This window comes from Arthrobacter sp. ZGTC212 (genome assembly GCF_002929255.1).
Taxonomy (GTDB): Bacteria; Actinomycetota; Actinomycetes; order Actinomycetales; family Micrococcaceae; genus Arthrobacter_B; species Arthrobacter_B sunyaminii.
This window is the reverse complement of record NZ_PJIJ01000002.1, coordinates 251019-270481: the sequence shown is the minus strand read 5'-3', so window position 1 is coordinate 270481 and position 19463 is coordinate 251019. Positions and strand designations below refer to the sequence as shown.

Genomic DNA, 19463 nt, shown 5'->3' with positions numbered 1-19463 from the left:
CCGGAGAGCGCTAAACGGCATGGAGGTTGTTACGGCCGGTGGCCCGCCCTTGAGCGTCCAGGATCTGCCCCAACTGCTTCACGCTGCGCACAACAACGGACCGGTCCACCGTGGAAACCCCGGGCAGCTTCACTTCCAGTTGCTGTTCCAAGCGCTGGATTTCCGCCAGGCTCTTCAGCCAGACGCCCATAATCAGGTCATACGGCCCGATGGTGTGCGTAACCACGCGGAGCTCCTCGAGCTGACGCAGCCGCACTGCAATACCATCCAGCTTGGAGGCAGGAACACGCAGGAAATACCAGGCACTCACCGGCCACCCCGACCCAGCCCGCACCACATCGGTGCGCTGACACATCCGCCCGGAAGCTGCCATCTGCGCCATGGTGTCACGTATGAGGCGGGGACTTAGGTCCAAGGCAGCCCCAATGGCCGTCGCCGGAGCACGTCCGTCCTGGTTCAGGACCGCAATGATCTCCTGTTCCAATGCCGGGTTGCGTCCGGTTGCCCTGCTGCCGGTGACGGTTGCCAGGCGCTGCACCTGCTTCGTCTCGCTGGCGTCCAGCGCCCGGATCCGCCATGAGCTGGCCTCGTAGATGTTGCGCGCAATCGGATGGCTCCGGGCCGATTCTATTCCCTGGATCACCGGCAGCTCCTCCAACAGGTAAGTCCACAGCGCCGCCTCGCTGGGAGCGGCGATGGTGGCCACTATGTCACGTCCACCCGCTGTGAGATCCACACCGATGGCTTCCGGCGTTTCCGCCACTGCGGAGGCAACACGCTGGTTCGCTCCCGAATGGCAGTTCACCTCCACCAGCGCGCCCGCTTCCCAGCTGCACGGATCAAAGGTGCTGATCCACGCCGCGCCGGAAGCGCTCAGATCCTGCCATCGGCGGTTGAGGGTGGCGGGGTCAGCCCCGATGACAGGGGCCAGCTGTGCCCACGGTGCCCTCGGGGCGATTTGCAGAGCGTTGATAATCCTTAAATCCAGCGGATTCAGATCATAATCATGCACTGATACCTCATATTCCGTCCTGATCATGCAATCCAAACCCTGCAACGGACAATATCTGTATTTTGGGGACGACGATACCAGCACGCCCCGATAGATCGGATGAGCATGAAGTCCTCTCCCATAGCAGGCGCCAAGGCAACGGCAGCCGGCGGCGCCGTCGGCTTCCTGATTGTCATGGAATTCGGCTCCGGCCTGCTGCAGGGCTGGTTTCCGCCGCTGCTGGCCCGGATCGGCACCGAATTCAATGTTGGTGACGCAGCATTGAATTGGGTCAGCGTTGTTTACCTGCTCATGACCGTCGCGTTTGTGCCGATCATCGGCAAACTGGGTGATCTCTACGGCCACAAACGCTTGCTGCTGGTCACCGTCACCCTGGTGGCAGTCGGGTCGGTGATCGTTGCCTTTGCGCCAAGTTTCAGCATCCTGCTGCTCGGCCGTGCACTGCAGGCACCGCTGGGGGCCTTCCTCCCTCTCGAGTTCGCCATCGTCCGCAGCAAGAGCGAGGGAACCGCCGGCCGCAGCATCGCCAAGCTGGTCGGCGCGCTTACCGTGGGCGGAGCGATCGGGGCGATGGTATCCGGCATCCTCCTGGCCATGGTGGATAACCTGACCGTCGTTCTCCTGGTGCCGGCGGTGTTCATGTTCCTCTGCATTCCCGTTGTTGCATGGCTCGTCCCCGAAACCACTCTGCGAAGCGCCGGAACCGTTGACTGGCCTGGTGCGGCCCTTCTCACCACCGGCTTGCTGTCCACGCTGCTGGGCATCGCAAACGCGAGCAACTGGGGCTGGACTTCAGGCCTGACCATCGGCTCGATCGTGTTCGGACTTGTGCTGCTGGCCGTGTGGCTGCAGGTGGAGCGTCGGGTTAAATATCCCCTCGTCGATCTTTCGGTGCTCACCACCTCCGGCATTGGCCTGCCGATTTTGGGCGCATCCCTGTTTGGTGCGCAGATGTTCGGTTCCCAGACCGCGGGCGCGCTGTTCATCATGACCAACCCGGACACGCACGGATTCGGCCTTGGCTTGGAGGCAGCCAGTGTTGGCATCGTGTTCCTGGTCCTGGCACTGGCCACCTTCGCCGGTGCCACCCTCGGCGACCGAATCGCCGCGCGCATCACCGCTAAGTCCACCGTAGTGTTGGGCTCTCTGCTGGGCGTCCTGTCGTATGCAGCCATGATCGGCTTCTCTGCCAGCACGGTCCCCTTCCTGTCCGCAATGCTGATCGGCGCCTTCGGCAACGGATTGATCCTCGGCGTCCTTCCGGCAATTGTGGTGAAAAAAGCACCTGAAGATTCTGTCGCAGTCGCTTCAGCCCTCTACAACACATCGCGGACCGCTGCCGGGTCGGTGGGCGGTGCCGTGTTTGCGCTGGTCATGTCCGCTTTCCTGGTGACCCTCCAGATTGACGGCGAGACCACGACCGCTTCCGGTAACACGTCCTATCTCCTGGTCTGGGGCATCTGCGCAGTTCTGTCGCTCGTCTTGGCACTGGTGGCATTGAAATTCCGCGGCACTGACGAAAACCGCGCACCGCAAAGCGCCGGTGCTGAATCAGCCCCGTCCGCACCACCCCAGAAGGAGCACAAAGCATGAGCACGACGACGTCCGTCACCGCCAAGGTGGCTGTCCAGGAACGATTAGCCCGGCATCGGTCGGCGGTACTGGCCCTGTCTGCACAGCTGCACGCCGATCCTGAGGTTGCTTTCGAGGAACACCGCTCGGCCGCAAGGGTTTCCGCGGTGCTTGAAGAGGCAGGGTTTGACACCGTCGTGGGCTGTTACGGTTTGCCCACCGCGGTGGAAGCAGTTTACGGATCGGGTTCCTTTCGAGTCATAATCTGCGCCGAATATGATGCGCTGCCCGGGATCGGCCATGCGTGCGGGCACAACATCATTGCCGCGTCCACCGTAGGGGCAGCACTTTCTCTGGCTGCAGTAGCGCAGGAGCTGGATCTGACGGTGGTTTTGCTGGGCACTCCTGCGGAGGAAGACGGCGGCGGCAAGGTTCTGCTGTTGAACGCCGGCGCCTTCGCAAATGCCCACCTCGCTCTATCAGCCCATCCAACATCGGGGGTGGATATAGACTGCAGCGGAACGTCATCGCAGGGCTGCGACCGGTTCCACGTACAGTTCCGGGGAAAGGCTTCGCACGCCGCAGTTGCACCGTCAGCCGGGGTCAATGCCCTGAATGCGGCAACCATGGCACAGGTGGCCATTGGCCTGCTGCGCCAGCAGCTGCCTGACGGCGTCCGCATCAATGCCCTCGTCACCGCCGGCGGTTCTGCCATCAATGTCATTCCAGAACATGCAGAACTGACACTCGAAGTGCGTGCCCGGGATGCTGCCATCCAAAACGACGTTACACATAAGGTCCTGCTGGCCTGCGAAGGGGCAGCGCTGGCCACCGGATGCAGCTGGTCAACCGAGCAGCCGTCCCCTGGCTACCTCCCGCTCAGGCAGCATGAAGGCCTTCTTAACCTGTGGAACCGGAACCTCACTGCGACGGGCCGCACCCTGATCCGTCCGCCCGCGGGCGGCGGCGGAGGCGGTTCCACTGACATGGGAAACGTGTCGCAGGCGATGCCTGCCATCCATCCGGTCATCGCAGTGCTCGGATCACAAGGAATGCCGCATACTGCCGCATTTGCCGATGAAACCTGCGGCCCGGACGCCGACGCGGCCGTAATGGATGCGGCTCTGGCCCTGGCCTGGACCGTTGTCGATGCTGCCGCCGCTCCGGAGCTGCGGGCGTCCCTGTGCCAGGCGCGCGACGAGCGGTGGCGGTTGGCAGACGCATTAGCGGTCGGGGAATAGCTGTTTCTGCCGTACAGGCACTGAGCCGGTGCCACGCCTTTCCCGGGCTCCCCGCCCGCGGGAGCAGCGGGCAACTCCCCTGCTAGCATGCACTGACGCCGTGGCGCACGCGTACGAACGAACTGAACACGAGTTCAACAACCGAAGGATTGACGATGACAGACAATCAGTTGAAGGGCCGGGTGGCGCTGGTGACGGGCGGCGGTGACGGGCTCGGGCAGGGAATCGCCCGCCGCTTCGCACAGGCCGGCGCGGCGGTTCTCATTGCAGAGTTCGACGACGCCAAAGGGCAGGCCACGGCCGACGCCATCAACAACGACGGCGGCCAGGCAGCGTTTGTTCACTGCGACATCACGGACAAATCGCAGATGGACGCTGCAGTACAAACTGCCGTTGATGACTTCGGCTCCATCGACATCCTCGTCAACAACGCGTACCGGAGTTGGGGCATCCACCGGGTGGAGGATAAAACCGACGAAGAGTATGAAGCGAACTTCGCGATGAACGTGCTCGCACCGAACTGGGCCATGACAAAGGCCTTTCCCGTCATGAAAGCGCAGCAGTGGGGCCGGATCATCAACATCAGCTCCCTCAACGGTGTCAACGCCCATATGGGCACTGCCGCCTACAACGCCAGCAAAGAAGCGCTGCGTGCCCTCACCCGCACAGCCGCCCGGGAATGGGCTCCGTACGGCATCACCGCGAACATCATGTGCCCCGCCGTGGCGTCAGCGGCCTATCGGAAATACGCTGAGCTTCACCCCGAAGCGGCTGCCGCCACTGATGCCGCACTGCCCATGGGCCGCATGGGAGACGCAGAATCCGATCTGGGCGGCGTGGCAGTGTTCCTCGCCAGCGAAGACGCGAGATACCTCACCGGCAATACCCTCTTCGTAGACGGAGGCAGCCACATCAACGGCTCGCCCTGGGATCCCCGGTTCCCGGAGAAGTGACCCCGGGGGGATCGCACGTTGGGACCCGCGGATGACGCTGCGAAACGCTTCGCCTACGAAAACCGAACCTGGGCAGAGTTGCCTCTGTGGCAGCGGAGGTTCTACCTGTGGCTGGTTCTGACCTTCGTGCTTGTGGACCCGCTCGCTCGTGTCCTTCTGCAGGTTCTTGGCCTGTCCGAGTCGGCATCTTCGGCTGTGGGGGCGGTCGTGTCCCTTCTGATCCTGACGCCTTTTGGGTTAGCGTCGTGGCGGGAGGCCAAGGAGCGGAAAGCGGCTGGCCTTGTGCCGCCAGCCCCTGAGATCACTCATCGCATACTGACGGGATGGATTGTCACGGCAATCCTGTTGTGGATACTGTACGGATTCCTGGTCGCGTCTCAGGGGTTCGTTCTTCCGGTGCTCCCGCTCGTTGTGTCATTCTTTGCAGCGCTGCGCTGGACCCAGCGGCGGTCACAAAAAGAGCGCTTCGCTCCTGAGGACCCGGTAGTCCCGGCCCGGCCGGACCCCGATTAGTGTTTCGGCCCGCTCTCGGCGTGGGCTGTCCCGTTGGGCGGCTGCGAAGTGAGAGCATCCCGGATCTCGGTCAGCAGCATCACCTGCGGATCCGCGGTCTCCTCCGGCGTGATCCCAAGCCTGCGGTTGCGCCGCTCGATCATTTTGTTCATGGGCAGCACGATCACGAAGTAGACGGCCGCCGCGACGAGCAGGAAGTTCACGACGGCGGTCAGCAGGACCCCGAACTGAATCTGGTTCCCGTTGAACGTAACCGCCGCGAAACTGTCGAAGTTCGGCGAACCGACGAGCCCGGAGATGAACGGCATAAGCACCGAGTTGACCAGGGCGTTCACGACGGTCGTAAACGCTGCGCCGATGATTACGGCAACCGCCAGGTCCAGGACATTGCCCTTCATGATGAAGTCTTTGAATCCCTTTAGCATCTCGCCAGAGTAACCGCCCCAGGACCTGCGGCGCAGCCCTCACCGAAGATTTAAGTCTTGCGCGGCAGCATTACTGCACGCGATTATCGGGTCCCGCAACCGCCTAAGCCCCGTGGACCCTGACCACCGCGCAGACGCCGGTCTACGATGCTCAGTGAAGGCCGACGAAAGGTGTGGAACAAATGACCGATAGCAGCTCGTTCACGATTGTTGTTGGCGTTGACGGATCCCCCGATTCTCGGCTGGCCCTGGAATGGGCCGCTGACGAGGCCCGTCTGCGCAACGGCCGGCTCCAGTTGATTACGGCTTGGAGCAAGCCGCCGTTGGCATGGTATCCGGAGGTGTTGGAGACTGCGGCGGGTGGAATCGCCGTTGCGCCTGCTCCCGAGGAAGATGCCGGCAAGCTGAATGCCGAAGCGCTGAAGTTCGCAGCAGACAAGGGCGCAGCCGCCACGGGCCACGTTGTTCACAACCACTCACCCGCTGCTGCGATAGTCGACGCCGCCAGAGAAGCGGATCTTATTGTTGTTGGCGCACGCGGATACGGCGGATTCGAAGGGCTGCATCTCGGAGCGGTCTCGCATCAAGTCGTCAATCATGCGCATTGCCCGGTGCTGATCTTCCGCCCGAAGGCCGCCTGAGATCCTGGGAATAACGGGCAGGCCTCCCCTGCCCGCGCTCCACCGGCCCTTAAGCCCCTCAGACCCCGGCGCCGCGCAAGGCTGCCACTGTATTCACCGCGGCAGCCACCGCCTCGTAGCCCTTGTCTTCGGAGGAGCCGGGAAGACCTGCCCGGTCCAGGCCCTGCTGCTCCGTATCGCAGGTCAGCACGCCGAAACCGATCGGTGTGCCGGTGCGGACGCTAACGTCGGTCAGGCCGGTAGTTGCCGCGGAGCAGACGTAGTCGAAGTGCGGTGTCCCGCCGCGGATGACGACGCCGAGGGCAACCACGGCATCAAAGTGCGGTGCCAGCCGGGCCGCGGCAACGGGCAGTTCAAAGCTTCCCGGCACCCGGATCAGCTTCGGCAGCAGGCCCGCATCCTCCACGGCGCGCAGGGCGCCGTTGATCAAGCCGTCCATAATCTCGGTGTGCCAGCTGGCGGCCACGATGGCCACCCGGATATCCAGGCCCTTGGCCTTGATGCTGCTGACGTCATTGTCCGGTGCGCCGTGTCCGCTCATCGTGTTTACTCCTGGTAGTGGGCTCTTGTGGTGAATTCTTAGGGTGCAGATCTTGTCTTGGTCGGGTGCAGCTAGCCCTGCTGGACCGGCTGGGTGCGCAGCAGAGTCAGCCGGTGGTCCATCCGGTCCCGCTTGGTCTGCAGGTAGCGCTCATTTTCGGCCCGGACCGGCACTTCCGAAGGCACCATGGCGGCGACCGTGATTCCGTACTGCTGCAGCCGGTCGCGTTTGGCCGGGTTGTTGCTCAGCAGCCGGATCCGGTTCAGTCCCAGCGAGTGCAGGATATCCGCGGCGGACTCATAGTCGCGCCCATCTACGGGAAGTCCCAGCTGTTCATTGGCATCCACCGTGTCAGCGCCGGCTTCCTGCAGGGCATAGGCCCGCAGCTTGTTGGCCAGGCCTATCCCCCGCCCCTCGTGGCCGCGCAGGTAGATCACGGTGCCTCCGTGCAGATTGATCAATTCCAGGGCCTGCTCCAGCTGCTCTCCGCAGTCACAGCGGTAGGAGCCAAAAACATCTCCGGTGAGGCACTCCGAATGCAGTCGCACCAGCGGGGCCGCTGGTCCGCCGTCGGAACCGGCTCCGGCGGCGTCCTGCTGGATGCCTGTTCCCGGCGAGGAGACAGTCATGTGCTCCGCCCCGGTGCGCTGATCGGTCCAGGCCTGGGCAATGAAATCGCCGTAGGGAGTCGGCAGATGAACTTCGGGACCGGGAACGACGCCGGGAACAGGTCCGCTCATCAGTTTCCCTCCGCGTTGGGTGAGTGTGCACGCTCCAGATAGGCCACCAAATCGTCGATGGAGATCAGCGGCAGATCGTGCGTATCGGCAAACGCGCGCAGTGCAGGCAACCGCATCATGGATCCCTCGTCGTGGACGAGTTCGGCAATCACACCAACGGGTGTGCAGTTGGCCAGCCGCGCCAGCTCCACAGCTGCCTCGGTGTGTCCGCGGCGCCCGCGGACGCCGTCGTCGTGCGCCCTAAGCGGGAAAACGTGGCCGGGACGATGCAGATCAGCGGCAGACGCGCCCGGATTGGCCAGTACCCGGGACGTCGTGGCCCGGTCCGCAGCGCTGATACCGGTGCTCACACCAACAGCGGCGTCGCAGGACACTGTGTAGGCGGTGCCCTTGGTGTCCTCGTTGACGGTGGTCATGGGCGGCAGATTCAGCCGGTCCGCGTAGGATCCGGGCAGCGGCACGCAGATCACCCCGGACGTGTAACGGACCGTCCAGCCCATCAGCTCGGGCGTGGCATGCTGGGCGGCAAAGATGATGTCGCCTTCATTCTCGCGGTCCTCATCATCCACGACGACGACGGGACGTCCCAGGGCGATGGCCTCCACCGCTGCGTCAATACTGTCCAGCAGGATCATCTCGTGCGGAACATCAGCGCTAGTGCCCCCGGCTCGGATGCTCATAGCTCTTCTCCTTCGGCAGCGTGGGCCGGTTTCTTCGGGTTGGCGAAGGCAAGCAGCCGCTCTGCATACTTGGCCAGCACATCAACTTCCAGATTCACCGCCGACCCCGACTCCAAGGCCCCGAGGCCGGTTGCTTCCAGAGTGGTCGGAATCAGGCCCACCTCGAACCACTGCTGCGGCTCCTCGGCACCGCTGACCGCAGTGACCGTGAGTGAAACGCCGTCGACGGCGATGGACCCCTTCTCGGCGATGTATCTGGCCAGCTGCGCCGGCACGCCAAAGCGCAGCCTGTCCCAATTGCCGAGGTTCTCCCGCTCCAGCAGTTCACCGACGCCGTCCACATGGCCCTGCACCACGTGGCCGTCCAGCCGTCCGCCGGCCGGAACGCAGCGTTCCAGGTTGACCCGTGTTCCCGGCCGGAGTTTGCCCGTGGTGGTCCGGTCCAGGGTTTCGCCCATGACGTCCAGCGAAATCCGGTCTCCGTCCAGGGCCGTGGCCGTGAGGCAGACGCCGTTCACTGCGATGGATCCCCCCAGCTCCAGACCGGCGCCGGTGGCCGGGGCACTGATGACAAGTACAGCCGAGTCATCCTCGAGGTTCGGGTCCAGGGATACAACGCTGCCCTGTTCAGCCACAATTCCGGTAAACACGAGTCATCCTTCCAGTTGTTGGGTGCCGGCGGGTACGTCAACCGGCTGGGTGCCGGCCGGCACGGGCTCAAGCCGCAGCCGCAGGTCAGCGCCCACCAGTCGCGCGGCACCGCCGTCGGTCTCGTCCCAGCGCCAGCGGGAGGCAGCAGAGAGGGTATGCACGCCGAGGTTGGCGAACGCCGGGGTGCCGGCGCCCAGCAGAACCGGCGCGATATAGGCGACCAGTTCGTCCGCAAGTCCGGCGCGCAGGAAGGCACCGGCGACAGTGGCGCCGCCTTCGATCATGAGGTGGCGGACCCCCCGTGCGTACAGTTCCCGGCAGATTTCCGCCGGGTCATGCTCAAACAGCTGGAGGAACCGTCCGTCTGTTCCGCGGATGGCCGCATCATCCGGCACGGGCCGGTGCCCTGCGGCTACCCGCAGCGGCTGCTGAACTGCATCCTCGCCGGCGGCGTTCCGTGCGGTCAGCTGCGGATTGTCCGCCAGCACGGTGCCTGTTCCGACGACGACGGCGTCCGCACGGGTGCGGATGGAGTGCCCGTCGGTGCGGGCCGCAGTTCCGGTGATCCACTGGCTGGTGCCGTCTTCGGCTGCGGTTCGGCCATCCAGGCTCTGCGCGGATTTGACCGTCACGAAGGGCCGTTTTTCCCGCGCGGCACGGATCCAGCGGTGATTGAGATCCGTTGATTCGGCTGCCATGAGGCCACCGTCAACGCTCACTCCTGCGGCAGCCAGCGCTGCAGCTCCCCCGGCTGCGTCAGCAGTTGAATCGGCAGCGGCATAGATGACCCGCGAGATGCCGGCATTGATGATTGCCTGGGAACAGGGCCCGGTCCGTCCGGTGTGGTTGCACGGCTCAAGAGTCACCACCATGGTTGCCCCGGTGACGTCTGCTCCGCTGGCGGCGGCGTTGGCGAGGGCATCGGCTTCCGCGTGGGCGGTTCCGGCGCCGCGGTGGAAGCCGCTGCTTAGAACCGCCCCCGCGGAGTCCAGGATCACTGCGCCCACCAGGGGGTTCGCACCGCGGACGCCCTTTCGCGCCAGGTCCAGCGCGAGGTCCATGGCGTTGCGTTCTTCGGCGCTGCGTTCGGCAGCGCCACCGTCAGCCGCAGTTTCGCCGTGCAGGCCGGTCACCGCACCACCCTGGGGTCAGGCATCACCGTCTCCACCTCGGGCTTTTCATCCTTCTTGGCTTTGGCCCAGACAAAGAACCCGATCAGGGTAAAGATGCCGTAGAAGACGTACATGAACGCCGTCGCGTAGTAACCGGCGCTGAACAGCAGAGGCACGCCCACAATGTCCACGGCCACCCAGATCAGCCAGAACTCCACCCACCCCTTGGCCATGCCGTACGTGGCGAGGAGGGATCCGACAAAGGTCCAGGCATCGGCCCACACCGGCTCATAGGAGCCAAGGCGGGCGAAGACCGGGGTCAGGGCAACGGTTCCGATCAGAAGGGCTGCCACCAGGCCAAGGCGTTCGGTGCCGGATGCCCATTGGGGCGTGACTGCGGTGCCGCCGCCGTTCTTACTCTGCTGCCAGCGGCGCCAGCCGTAGACGGATACGGCGATAAACATGATCTGCCGTCCCGCCTGGCCAAGGAGGGTGGCTGAGTCGGCGTCGCCGAACAGCGAGCCGAGGAAGACGGTGAGCAGAAGAGCGTTGCCGATGATGCCCACCGGCCAGGCCCAGACTTTGCGGCGCATGCCGCCCAGGGCGCTGAGGAGCCCGAAAATATTGCCTACGACCTCGCGCACCAGCAGGGATGAAGATCCCACCGGTACCTGAGCGTCAAAGAGCCACCGCAAAAAATCCATGTCGTTCCTATCCGTGAGCGGCGGCTCCGGGGGTACGACAGTACGGTGCATCGACAGCTGGGTCCCCGCTTGAGGGGACGTTAACCGTCGGTTCAACAAACTGCACGTGCTTCTCCCATCCAGACTTTAACTGTCGGTACTGGAATTTCACCAGTTCAACCGCACCGCTTTTCCCGATGTTCGGGAGCTGCAGTGCGGGTCGCGGACTATAACCGCCGGTTCGGAATTACACCGACCCCGGAGCACGATTGTTAAACACATTCTTACACAACTTAATCAGCTGTGCGTCACTTTTAGATGAAGGTTCAAGTAATATTCGTCACACTATGTGTGGGACGCCGACCGCGTCCCGAACCGTCAGCGTGCTGCAGCCTCGGCGGCGTGGCGCAGCTTGCTGATGGCTTCGTTCGGATCTCCAGCACCGTAAACCGCTGAGCCCGCCACAAACACGTTCGCGCCGGCTTCCGCAGCGCGCTCGATGGTGTCAGCGGAAATACCTCCGTCCACCTGGATGGCCAGCGGCAGGTTCGAGCCGCGGACGGCCTCAGCGGCACGGCGGATCTTCGGCAGCGTAACGTCCAGGAACTTCTGGCCGCCAAAGCCCGGCTCCACGGTCATGATCAGCAGCATGTCCAGCTCGGAGAGCATGTCCAGGTACGGTTCCACCGGGGTAGCCGGGCGCAGCGCCATGCCTGCCTTTGCGCCGCGGTCACGAAGGTCCCGCGCCAGCTTGATCGGCGCAGCGGAAGCTTCCACATGGAACGTGACCGATGCCAGCCCCAGCTCCGCGTACAGCGGAGCCCAGCGGTCGGCGTCGGAAATCATCAGGTGCGCGTCCAGGGGCAGCGCGCTGACTTCCTGAATGCGCTGCACCACCGGCAGTCCGATGGTCAGGTTCGGCACAAAATGGTTGTCCATGACGTCCACGTGGACGGCGTCGGCGGTGCTGATCCGCTCCAGCTCGGCCTGGAGGTTGACGAAGTCGGCCGAGAGGATGCTCGGGTTGATGCAGCACTTGCTCATGGTTCTCCTAGTAAACGGTCAGACTGGGGACAGTCAGGTTAGACCTTGCGGCGGATCAGGGCCAGGAACATCGCATCGGTCTGATGGATGTGCGGCCACAGCTGCGCCGTGAGCTCGTGTCCGGCCTCCAGATTTCCGGTGAGGCTGGCACTGTCCAGCGCCGCCCCGGCGTCGAGCAGTTCGAGGTCATTGCGCAGGCGCAGCACATCGGCGACGACGGCGGTGGTCTCGGCCGGGTGCGGCGAGCAGGTCACGTAGCCCACCACCCCGCCGGGCTTGACGGCATCGACCGCTGCGGTGAGCAGTTCACGCTGCAGCGCGCCAAGCTCCCCCACGTCGGTGGGCTTGCGGCGCCAGCGGGATTCCGGCCGGCGGCGCAGGGCACCCAGCCCGGTGCACGGGGCGTCCACCAGGATGCGGTCAAAGGTATCCGGATATTGCTCGGCAATGCTGCGTCCGTCCCCGGTGCGTACGTCCCAGACCTCGCCCGGAACTGCTTCCAGGGCCTGGCGGACCAGCTTGGCGCGGTGGGCTGCCGGTTCGTTGGCCAGCAGGATGGCACCCTTCTCGTTGGCCAGGGCGGCCAGCAAAGCTGCCTTGCCGCCGGGGCCGGCGCAAAGGTCCAGCCACTGCTCGCCGTCGCGGCTGCCGTCAGCGGTTCGGTCGCCAATGTCCACTGCCGCCAGGGCACGTGCCACGAGCTGGGATCCGGCGTCCTGAACGCGCGTGGTTCCGGCTCGGACGGATTCCAGGCGGCCGACGTCGCCGGCCGAGTACAGGGCCGAGTCTGCAACCAGCTCGCCGTCCACGGCCCCGGCCTCGCGTGCCTCATCCAACGAGCCAAGACCGGGCAGAGCCACGAGGTTCACCACCGGGGCGTCGTTGTCCGCCTGCAGCAGGTCGGTGATTTCCTCGACGCTGCGGCCATGGGCCACCAGCGACTGGCGCAGGGCGCGGACAATCCATTCCGGATGGCTGTGTTCAATGGCAGCGCGCTTGGTCGGGTCGGTTTCGCCGCGGGTCAGTTCCTCGAGCCATGAGTCGAGGTCGCGTGCTGCAACCTTGCGCAGCACGGCGTTGATGAGTGCTGACGGGCCGGCACCAATGACCGCGCGGGCCAGGCCCACCGTTTGGTCCAGTGCCGCGTGCGCCGGAACGCGCATCGCCAGCAGCTGGTGGGCGCCAATCCGCAGGGCGTCCAGAACGGCAGGGTCCAGCCGCTCCAGCGGGCGGTCCACGCACTTGGCCAGGATCGCGTCATAGGTTCCCTGCCCGCGCAGGGCGCCATAGGCAAGTTCAGTGGCGAACCCGGCGTCCCGCTTGTCCAGGTGGTGCTTGCGGATGCTCTTGGGCAGTACGAGGTTGGCATAGGCGTCATCCTCGGACACGGCGCGGAGCACCTCGAAGGCGACCAGCCGGGCCGGATCCGCGGCACGCGTGCGCTGGCCCGGCGCCTGCTTGGTATAACTGCGCACGGCGGGACGGCTGCGTTCGTGTCCCTTTTCGTTGCGTGCCTTGTTGCCCTGGGCTGAACGGGCAGAGGGCGTGTTGTTCTGCGGAGTGCTGTTTTGGGGGGTCATTCGAAGACCACGTCCTCACGGTTGGCCAGGCCGCGGGCCCAGTCGGCCCCCGGCATCATTTTCTTGCCGGCGGGCTGCACCTGCGCCAGTTCCAGCCCGGATGAACCGGTGCCGACGACGGCCGCAGCCTGCGCACCGCCGGTGAAGCGGACCTGGCCGGGGGCCAGATCGGTAATGTCAGGGCGCAGCACGGCGGAGCCGATCTTGAATCGCGCTCCGTCCCAGGTGGTCCATGCTCCCGGTTCCGGCGTGACGCCGTTGATCCGGCGGCGGATCGCCAGTGCAGGCTGCTGCCAGTCAATCCGTGCGTCGTCGATCGTGAGCTTGGGTGCGAGCGTGACGTCGCCGGACTGCGGAACGGCGTGTGCCGCGCCGGTTTCGATAGCGCTGAGCGTCTGTGCGAGCAGCACGGCGCCACTGTGCGAGAGCCGTTCCAGCAGCGCGCCGCTGGTGTCCTCCGGGGACAGGGTTTCGGTCAGCTGCCCGTACACGGGGCCGGTATCCAGCCCCTTTTCCAGCAGGAACGTCGAAGCCCCGGTGACATCGTCGCCGTTGATGACGGCGTGCTGCACGGGGGCGGCGCCGCGCCAGGCGGGAAGCAGGGAAAAGTGCAGATTGATCCAGCCGTGTTCGGGGATGGTCAGTGCCCGTTCGGGAATGAGTCCGCCGTAGGCAACGATGGCGGCAACATCCGGATTGGCGGCGCGGATGGCGGCCACGGCGTCGTCGTCGATCTTGGCCGCCCGGATCACCGGCAGGCCCAGTTCCTCGGCCCGGGCAGCAACAGGCGACGGCGTGAGGGTGCGTTTGCGCCCCAGCGGTGCGTCGGGGCGGGTGAGCACGGCAACGACGTCGAAGCCGGCTTCCAGCAGGGCGTTCAGGGAGGGGACGGCGACGGCGGGAGTTCCGGCAAAAAGTACGCGCATGGTCACGGGCTGCTAGGCCTGTCCGCCGTTGCCCGCGCCGAAAGTACCGCCAGCGGCTGCACCGAAGGATGCTCCGGCACCGAAGGCCGAACCGACTGTCTGGGCGCGCTCCGCCGTCGTGCGTCCGGCAATGGCGTCATAGTCTGCCTGGCGGATGGCGCGAAGTGCCTTCTTGCGGTTTTCGCCTTCGAGCCGGTCAATGTACAGCACGCCGTCCAAATGGTCGGTTTCATGCTGGAAAGCGCGGGCGAGCATGCCCTCGCCTTCGAGCGTCACGGGATTGCCGTCCTTGTCCACACCGGTGACGCGGGTCCAGCGGCTGCGCGAAACGGGATAGCCCAGTCCGGGAATGGAGAGGCAGCCCTCCATCTGGTCTTCCTGCCGGTCTTCGCTCAGCTCCAGGACGGGATTGACAACGTGCCCGGACTGGCCGTCAATCCGGTAGGTGAACACCCGGAGGCTGACACCCACCTGGGGTGCAGCAAGGCCAGCGCCGTCAACATCCTCCATGGTTTCTTCCATGTCGGCGACGAGCTTGGCCAGCTCCGGTCCGAAGTCCGTGACCTCCTCAGCGCGGGTCCTCAGGACGGGGTCGCCGATAATCCGGATGTTCAGGATTGCCATCTAGGTTTCGTTCCTTACTGTTACTGCGCATCTGCTAACTGATTGTTGCCCGGAACCAGTCTAGTTGCGCTGGGCGCGTTGCGGCTCCCCCGCGCAATCAGGCGCGGGGGCGCGAAGGCACAATGGGTGCCCGGTGTGTGTCTGCTGAGGTGCTGCACCCCTTGGCTATACCCCTGCCCCGCTCGCTTAGGTGGACGAGGCTTGGGGAGCCCGGACCGCGTGTGCCCCGACCGGCGGCGGCGCAATCGGCAGGAGCGCGCGGCCCGCGCCCGCGACGTCGTACGAGGTTTGCCAAAGCCGGCGCAGGGCACAGAACTTGAACCAGTGCTGCGGAAGGACAGCGGGGTTGGCGCGCATGGGCCGCACTTCAGTTTGCCCGACGGCGACACCGAGCAGCAGCGGATCCTCGCCGTAGGCCCACGGCTCCCAGACGCCCTTGCCCGCGTCCACCAGGGATTCCTTCGCCTTCATGCCGGCCACCAACTGCATGACAACCTTGTCATCCAGCGGCTTGACCTGCCCGTCGCGGTCCGTGTTCTTCGTCTTGTAGTCAATGAGGCAGAGCCGGCCGTTGATGCGCGCCACCAGATCAAGGGTGCCCGCGTAGCCGAGTTCGTCATTCCAGACGGTGATTTCCGGTGCCAGCGGCTCCACCTGGTACAGGTCCCACCACTCATCGAAACGGTCGGCGAACTGATGCTCGCCGTGTTCCAGCAGCGCCGTGCGTGCTGCGTCGAGCTCATGGGGAAGGTCCAGGGCGCGCAGGGAAACCTGCTCACAGTAATAGTGCACGCGCGTTCCGCGTTCAGCCGCCTGGTCCCGGTAACGCTCCGAAGCTCGCGAGGCCTCCTTGACGAGGGAGCGCAGCGCGCCGGGGTTGCCGAGGCTTGCGGGGAGCTTGGGATCCTTGACTACCGCGGTGGCAGCCATGTGGCTGTGCCAGCCGTCCAGCGAGGTGGAACCCTGCGCGATCACGGTGGTGATGGACGGTACCGTAGGCGGTTCGGAGAGGGACCGGGAGTACATCCGCCCGAATTCTGTTGAATGTGCCAGAGCTGGTTCAGTCATATCTTCAGTTTGCCATCTCGCACTGACAGAACTTTGCGGGACCCTCCGCAGGAGCAGGAACCGCACTCCGGGTCCGGATTCAGAGCGACGTCCGACCCACTGCCCCCGGCCATAAAGCGTCCGCATACAACGCGTCCACATACAACAATGGAGGCCCCTGGGGACCTCCATTGTTATTTGGTGGGCGATACTGGGTTCGAACCAGTGACCTCTTCGGTGTGAACGAAGCGCGCTACCACTGCGCCAATCGCCCCAAGCCGCGTGTTGTTTTCACAACCGCAACGTCTAAAGATGCTAGCCCAGATCGGAGCTGGCGCCAAACCGGCACTCGGTGGCCAGACAACGACGGCGTTTGATGCGGGCAAGGTTACTCCGTTCCCCCGGCGCAGAACGTGTACCCTCCCCCGGGATCCCCCAATGCGAGGGCACCGGCGGCCGCCCTGGCCCAGGCGACCTTAGTCCACACAGATCTGCGTTACGTACCCGCGGAGATCTTCGTCCCGCACACTGCCGGCCGGCGTTCCGTAGCTTCGGACATCCGCCGGTACCGATGATGACGCCCGAAAAGCGCCGTCGTCGTACTGCCGTACTGGGGCAGGCCGCCCCTCGTACTCACCCGCTAACGCCAGTCTCCGCCGGAGCATTCGATGGCCACGCACCATCCGCCCATAGCCCCCACCTGCGATAACGCCGTGAATCGGATCCGGGCGCTGCAACCACATAAAACCGGCCCGATTGGACGAACTCCAAATAGTCCTATAGAGTTTTTCTTCGTTGGAAAGCGGGAGTTCGCCGCGAAAAGCGAAAGCGATTCGAGGTCTAATACTCCCACTTTTACAGCATGCGGACGTAGCTCAGCTGGCTAGAGCACCACCTTGCCAAGGTGGATGTCGCGGGTTCGAATCCCGTCGTCCGCTCGCAAGTCCCTGTACAAACCGGTTGATTCTAACTGGTCGGCCTATGCTTACGCAGCGGTCACGGTGGGGTGGCCGAGAGGCGAGGCAGCGGCCTGCAAAGCCGTATACGCGGGTTCGAATCCCGTCCCCACCTCCACAGAGGACTTGCAAGCCCTTTGGGCGCGATTGGCGCAGCGGTAGCGCGCTTCCCTGACACGGAAGAGGTCACTGGTTCGATCCCAGTATCGCGCACTACAGTTTGGCGTTTTGGCGCACAACTGTGTTTTTGCGGACGTAGCTCAGCTGGCTAGAGCACCACCTTGCCAAGGTGGATGTCGCGGGTTCGAATCCCGTCGTCCGCTCTCTTGACTGCATCGAATCCCTTTGGGAGATTTGGTGCTTCAAGCGCGATTGGCGCAGCGGTAGCGCGCTTCCCTGACACGGAAGAGGTCACTGGTTCGATCCCAGTATCGCGCACGGACAACTTTGGTTGTCTTGATTTGCGGACGTAGCTCAGCTGGCTAGAGCACCACCTTGCCAAGGTGGATGTCGCGGGTTCGAATCCCGTCGTCCGCTCGCACAGTTGCTCTACGGAGCAGCGTTTGAAGGAGCAGGCCATTGAATTGGCCTGCTCCTTCTGCGTTTAAGCTGTTGGGTTCCCGCATTAATGGCGGCAGCGGATTTGTACAGTCGGCACGACGACGGCCCGGGCTCGGGATGCGACCGCAGCTTTCCGGCCGTCCTGGTTACTCCCCCTGTCCTGCTCATCCGGCTCCCTCCCCTGGCGATCCCCGCCCTCCTTCCACGGACAGCCCCATCCTCCTCCACAGATGCCGATCGACGCTCCGTGGCCGCCCCTTTTCCACAAACTCGAACATGTGTTCGATGGTGCGGACTGATACTGAGAATCTTGGTCTATGGAAGAGGATCTGAAAGTCCGCACCACAGGAGCTGCATCTGCTGCCCCGGAGGACCAAGCACAAACCTGGTCAGGCCCAGGTGAGACCCACCCCTCCTTTTCGGCAGGCCAGGCAAGTCAGCCGATCCCGGCGCTGAGCAGTCTGGTTCCCGCTGCGCAGCGTATTGTCCGCGATCTCGACGAGCGGATTCCCTTCCTGTCATCAGCGGAACTGGTCACCGTCGCGTCTGACGTTGAGTCACTGTCACGACTTGTCGACCATCTTCAGATCGTCGCCGCCGCTGCCCTCGAACGCGCGCGGATATCGTCCGTCGCAGCTGATTCATGGACCCTCCCTTCCGGGAAAGACCAGCAGGAATTCAAGAACACGGCAGAGTACCTGCGTCACCGCCTTCGGATCAGTCGGCGAGAAGCCTGGAGGCGCGTTCGCCTGGGTTCTTCGCTCACTTCCTCAACAAACATTTCCGGGGAAACCCTCGAGCCGGAGTTACCGGTGGTGGCCGAATGGGCCGGGCAGGGCCTGCTGGCAGGCGAAGCTGCACAAGTGATCAGCATGGCTATGAAGCGCGTACAGGGCTGCGGAACCTGTGAGGATCGTGCCGCCATGGAGGCAGCATTGACTGACGTGGCAGCCAGCCAGGACCAGGACGTTCTCAACGTAGTGGCCCAAGCCTGGATCAATCATCTCGATCCCGACGGAACAGAGCCGTCCGAGCAGCAAAAAGCCGAGTTGCAGGGATTGTTTATCCGCCGGAGGTACCGCGGGCTGCACCGAATAGACATATTTGCCACAGAGGACCAATTTGAAACCCTTATGACAGCGCTGGCACCGGAGGCCAATCCGCGAGTCGACGCCGCCAAGACCGCTGAGGGCTCCTGCGTGGACCTGGAAGGCAAGCCACGTGCAGTCCCGGCTGATCCCCGCAGCTACCCGCAGAAGCGCCTGGACGGACTTGTAAGCTCGTGCCGGTTGGCTCTGTTGTCCGGCAGGCTTCCCGCCAGCGGGGGATCCAAACCGCAGGTCTTGGCTGTCATTGCCTACGACCAGCTAAGCGACCGCTTGACGACCGCCGGGGCGGGAAGCTCCAAAGCCGCGGGGACAAATCCGGACAGAACTCCCGAAAGCGGAATGCTGGCGTTCGCCGGACCTGTTCCAGCTCGTCAGATACGCCGCATCGCCTGCGACGCGGACATCATCCCCGTAGTCCTTAGCGGTGAGGGCCGCGTTCTGGACGTTGGCTCCGCGGCCCGCTACTTTCCGCCGCATCTTCGGAAGGCATTGATTGCCAGAGACCGCGGATGTGCTTTCCCAGGCTGCACCGCGCCTGCCCCATGGTGCGAGGCACACCACATCGAATATCACTCTCATGGCGGAGCCACGAGCACGGACAACGGCGTCCTGCTGTGCGGGTTCCACCACCACCTCATCCACCGGGAGAAATGGCGGGTGGGGGTCCGGCGCGGTGTCCCCTGGTTCGTGCCACCCACCTATGTGGATCCCTATCAAGCTCCCCTCAGAAACACCTACTTTCATCCGCTCCGGCCACCACGGTCAAGTGCATGAAACAGAATCCAAAAATCAGAAAGCCCCACTCCTTGGTCCTTATAGTCAGCGGGCTTATCATTGACGGTGAACGGGAAA

Annotated in this window: 18 protein-coding genes, 7 tRNA genes and 1 riboswitch; of the genes, 11 read left to right on the top strand and 14 right to left on the bottom strand. The window is 64.3% G+C overall.

Going from position 1 to position 19463, the window contains the following annotated elements; genetic code table 11:
* Window positions 1-10 precede the first annotated feature (10 nt).
* Window positions 11-1012 carry an Lrp/AsnC family transcriptional regulator gene (locus tag CXQ89_RS07895; protein WP_181032262.1) on the bottom strand — a complete coding sequence of 334 codons (1002 nt, stop codon included), beginning with the start codon at window positions 1010-1012 and terminating at the stop codon, window positions 11-13.
* 105 nt (window positions 1013-1117) lie between these two features.
* Here CXQ89_RS07895 and CXQ89_RS07890 point away from each other — a divergent pair, with 105 nt between their 5' ends.
* From CXQ89_RS07890 to CXQ89_RS07880, 3 genes are all read left to right on the top strand, one after another.
* Window positions 1118-2605 carry an MFS transporter gene (locus CXQ89_RS07890; RefSeq protein WP_181032261.1) on the top strand — a complete coding sequence of 496 codons (1488 nt, stop codon included), beginning with the start codon at window positions 1118-1120 and terminating at the stop codon, window positions 2603-2605.
* Window positions 2602-3825: a M20 family metallopeptidase gene (locus CXQ89_RS07885; protein WP_104160868.1), complete on the top strand. Its 1224-nt coding sequence runs from the start codon at window positions 2602-2604 to the stop codon at window positions 3823-3825. The genes CXQ89_RS07890 and CXQ89_RS07885 overlap by 4 nt, the downstream gene beginning before the upstream one ends.
* A 155-nt stretch (window positions 3826-3980) precedes the next feature.
* A complete protein-coding gene (locus CXQ89_RS07880) occupies window positions 3981-4778 on the top strand; it encodes an SDR family NAD(P)-dependent oxidoreductase (protein WP_104160867.1) in 798 nt (265 codons plus the stop codon).
* A 509-nt stretch (window positions 4779-5287) separates the two neighbouring features.
* Here the strand turns inward: CXQ89_RS07880 and mscL are convergent.
* Entirely contained in the window at window positions 5288-5716 is a 429-nt protein-coding gene (gene mscL, locus CXQ89_RS07870) for a large conductance mechanosensitive channel protein MscL (protein WP_104160865.1), read from the bottom strand.
* Window positions 5717-5898: 182 nt separating this feature from the next.
* Between mscL and CXQ89_RS07865 the strand changes: the two genes are divergently transcribed.
* The gene (locus CXQ89_RS07865) at window positions 5899-6357 is read left to right on the top strand and encodes a universal stress protein (RefSeq protein ID WP_104054532.1); all 459 of its coding nucleotides are present in this window, start codon (window positions 5899-5901) and stop codon (window positions 6355-6357) included.
* 58 nt (window positions 6358-6415) lie between these two features.
* On the opposite strand, the gene ribH is transcribed toward CXQ89_RS07865, so the two are convergent.
* The 12 genes from ribH to CXQ89_RS07805 all read right to left on the bottom strand — a co-directional run bounded on the left by ribH (window position 6416) and on the right by CXQ89_RS07805 (window position 16259).
* Window positions 6416-6898 carry a 6,7-dimethyl-8-ribityllumazine synthase gene (gene ribH / locus CXQ89_RS07860; protein WP_104054533.1) on the bottom strand — a complete coding sequence of 161 codons (483 nt, stop codon included), beginning with the start codon at window positions 6896-6898 and terminating at the stop codon, window positions 6416-6418.
* 71 nt (window positions 6899-6969) lie between these two features.
* Window positions 6970-7638 (bottom strand): GTP cyclohydrolase II, encoded by a 669-nt coding sequence (gene ribA, locus CXQ89_RS07855; protein WP_104160864.1) that lies wholly within the window; start codon window positions 7636-7638, stop codon window positions 6970-6972.
* Window positions 7638-8318 (bottom strand): 3,4-dihydroxy-2-butanone-4-phosphate synthase, encoded by a 681-nt coding sequence (gene ribB / locus CXQ89_RS07850; protein ID WP_104054535.1) that lies wholly within the window; start codon window positions 8316-8318, stop codon window positions 7638-7640. Before ribB ends, ribA begins: the two co-directional genes overlap by 1 nt.
* A complete protein-coding gene (locus tag CXQ89_RS07845) occupies window positions 8315-8968 on the bottom strand; it encodes a riboflavin synthase (RefSeq protein WP_104160863.1) in 654 nt (217 codons plus the stop codon). Before CXQ89_RS07845 ends, ribB begins: the two co-directional genes overlap by 4 nt.
* A gap of 3 nt (window positions 8969-8971) precedes the next feature.
* Complete coding sequence (gene ribD, locus CXQ89_RS07840; RefSeq protein WP_258059967.1) at window positions 8972-10102, bottom strand: bifunctional diaminohydroxyphosphoribosylaminopyrimidine deaminase/5-amino-6-(5-phosphoribosylamino)uracil reductase RibD; 1131 nt, start codon at window positions 10100-10102, stop codon at window positions 8972-8974.
* On the bottom strand, window positions 10099-10785 hold the full coding sequence (gene pnuC / locus CXQ89_RS07835) for a nicotinamide riboside transporter PnuC (protein WP_104054537.1): 687 nt from the start codon (window positions 10783-10785) through the stop codon (window positions 10099-10101). Before pnuC ends, ribD begins: the two co-directional genes overlap by 4 nt.
* 103 nt (window positions 10786-10888) lie before the next feature.
* Window positions 10889-11034, bottom strand: a riboswitch (FMN riboswitch).
* Between the two features lie 108 nt (window positions 11035-11142).
* Window positions 11143-11808 carry a ribulose-phosphate 3-epimerase gene (gene rpe / locus CXQ89_RS07830; protein ID WP_104160862.1) on the bottom strand — a complete coding sequence of 222 codons (666 nt, stop codon included), beginning with the start codon at window positions 11806-11808 and terminating at the stop codon, window positions 11143-11145.
* 38 nt (window positions 11809-11846) lie between these two features.
* Window positions 11847-13388 carry an RsmB/NOP family class I SAM-dependent RNA methyltransferase gene (locus CXQ89_RS07825; protein WP_104160861.1) on the bottom strand — a complete coding sequence of 514 codons (1542 nt, stop codon included), beginning with the start codon at window positions 13386-13388 and terminating at the stop codon, window positions 11847-11849.
* The gene (gene fmt, locus CXQ89_RS07820) at window positions 13385-14314 is read right to left on the bottom strand and encodes a methionyl-tRNA formyltransferase (RefSeq protein ID WP_104054865.1); all 930 of its coding nucleotides are present in this window, start codon (window positions 14312-14314) and stop codon (window positions 13385-13387) included. The genes CXQ89_RS07825 and fmt overlap by 4 nt, the downstream gene beginning before the upstream one ends.
* Window positions 14315-14326: 12 nt before the next feature.
* The gene (gene def, locus CXQ89_RS07815; protein WP_104160860.1) at window positions 14327-14938 is read right to left on the bottom strand and encodes a peptide deformylase; all 612 of its coding nucleotides are present in this window, start codon (window positions 14936-14938) and stop codon (window positions 14327-14329) included.
* A 186-nt stretch (window positions 14939-15124) separates the two neighbouring features.
* Window positions 15125-16006, bottom strand: a complete 882-nt coding sequence (locus tag CXQ89_RS07810; protein WP_104160859.1) for a cytochrome — start codon at window positions 16004-16006, stop codon at window positions 15125-15127.
* A 178-nt stretch (window positions 16007-16184) separates the two neighbouring features.
* A tRNA-Val gene (locus CXQ89_RS07805) sits at window positions 16185-16259 on the bottom strand.
* Between the two features lie 590 nt (window positions 16260-16849).
* Between CXQ89_RS07805 and CXQ89_RS07800 the strand changes: the two genes are divergently transcribed.
* From CXQ89_RS07800 to CXQ89_RS07770, 7 genes are all read left to right on the top strand, one after another.
* A tRNA-Gly gene (locus tag CXQ89_RS07800) sits at window positions 16850-16923 on the top strand.
* A gap of 62 nt (window positions 16924-16985) precedes the next feature.
* A tRNA-Cys gene (locus tag CXQ89_RS07795) sits at window positions 16986-17059 on the top strand.
* A gap of 23 nt (window positions 17060-17082) precedes the next feature.
* Window positions 17083-17154, top strand: a tRNA-Val gene (locus CXQ89_RS07790).
* 36 nt (window positions 17155-17190) lie between these two features.
* Window positions 17191-17264: transfer RNA gene (locus CXQ89_RS07785), tRNA-Gly, on the top strand.
* Window positions 17265-17307: 43 nt separating this feature from the next.
* A tRNA-Val gene (locus tag CXQ89_RS07780) sits at window positions 17308-17379 on the top strand.
* A 25-nt stretch (window positions 17380-17404) separates the two neighbouring features.
* A tRNA-Gly gene (locus CXQ89_RS07775) sits at window positions 17405-17478 on the top strand.
* Window positions 17479-17819: 341 nt separating this feature from the next.
* On the top strand, window positions 17820-19385 hold the full coding sequence (locus tag CXQ89_RS07770) for an HNH endonuclease signature motif containing protein (RefSeq protein ID WP_104160858.1): 1566 nt from the start codon (window positions 17820-17822) through the stop codon (window positions 19383-19385).
* Window positions 19386-19463 lie beyond the last annotated feature (78 nt).

Bases quoted from the DNA above. Each gene is read 5' to 3' on its own strand.
- CXQ89_RS07865 (WP_104054532.1), top strand. From the start codon at position 5,899: ATGACCGATAGCAGCTCGTTCACGATTGTTGTTGGCGTTGACGGATCC.
- pnuC (WP_104054537.1), bottom strand. From the start codon at position 10,785: ATGGATTTTTTGCGGTGGCTCTTTGACGCTCAGGTACCGGTGGGATCT.
- CXQ89_RS07810 (WP_104160859.1), bottom strand. From the start codon at position 16,006: ATGACTGAACCAGCTCTGGCACATTCAACAGAATTCGGGCGGATGTAC.
- CXQ89_RS07880 (WP_104160867.1), top strand. From the start codon at position 3,981: ATGACAGACAATCAGTTGAAGGGCCGGGTGGCGCTGGTGACGGGCGGC.
- fmt (WP_104054865.1), bottom strand. From the start codon at position 14,314: ATGCGCGTACTTTTTGCCGGAACTCCCGCCGTCGCCGTCCCCTCCCTG.
- CXQ89_RS07890 (WP_181032261.1), top strand. From the start codon at position 1,118: ATGAAGTCCTCTCCCATAGCAGGCGCCAAGGCAACGGCAGCCGGCGGC.
- ribB (WP_104054535.1), bottom strand. From the start codon at position 8,318: ATGAGCATCCGAGCCGGGGGCACTAGCGCTGATGTTCCGCACGAGATG.
- CXQ89_RS07885 (WP_104160868.1), top strand. From the start codon at position 2,602: ATGAGCACGACGACGTCCGTCACCGCCAAGGTGGCTGTCCAGGAACGA.
- CXQ89_RS07770 (WP_104160858.1), top strand. From the start codon at position 17,820: ATGGAAGAGGATCTGAAAGTCCGCACCACAGGAGCTGCATCTGCTGCC.
- CXQ89_RS07825 (WP_104160861.1), bottom strand. From the start codon at position 13,388: ATGACCCCCCAAAACAGCACTCCGCAGAACAACACGCCCTCTGCCCGT.
- def (WP_104160860.1), bottom strand. From the start codon at position 14,938: ATGGCAATCCTGAACATCCGGATTATCGGCGACCCCGTCCTGAGGACC.
- ribH (WP_104054533.1), bottom strand. From the start codon at position 6,898: ATGAGCGGACACGGCGCACCGGACAATGACGTCAGCAGCATCAAGGCC.
- ribA (WP_104160864.1), bottom strand. From the start codon at position 7,638: ATGAGCGGACCTGTTCCCGGCGTCGTTCCCGGTCCCGAAGTTCATCTG.
- rpe (WP_104160862.1), bottom strand. From the start codon at position 11,808: ATGAGCAAGTGCTGCATCAACCCGAGCATCCTCTCGGCCGACTTCGTC.
- mscL (WP_104160865.1), bottom strand. From the start codon at position 5,716: ATGCTAAAGGGATTCAAAGACTTCATCATGAAGGGCAATGTCCTGGAC.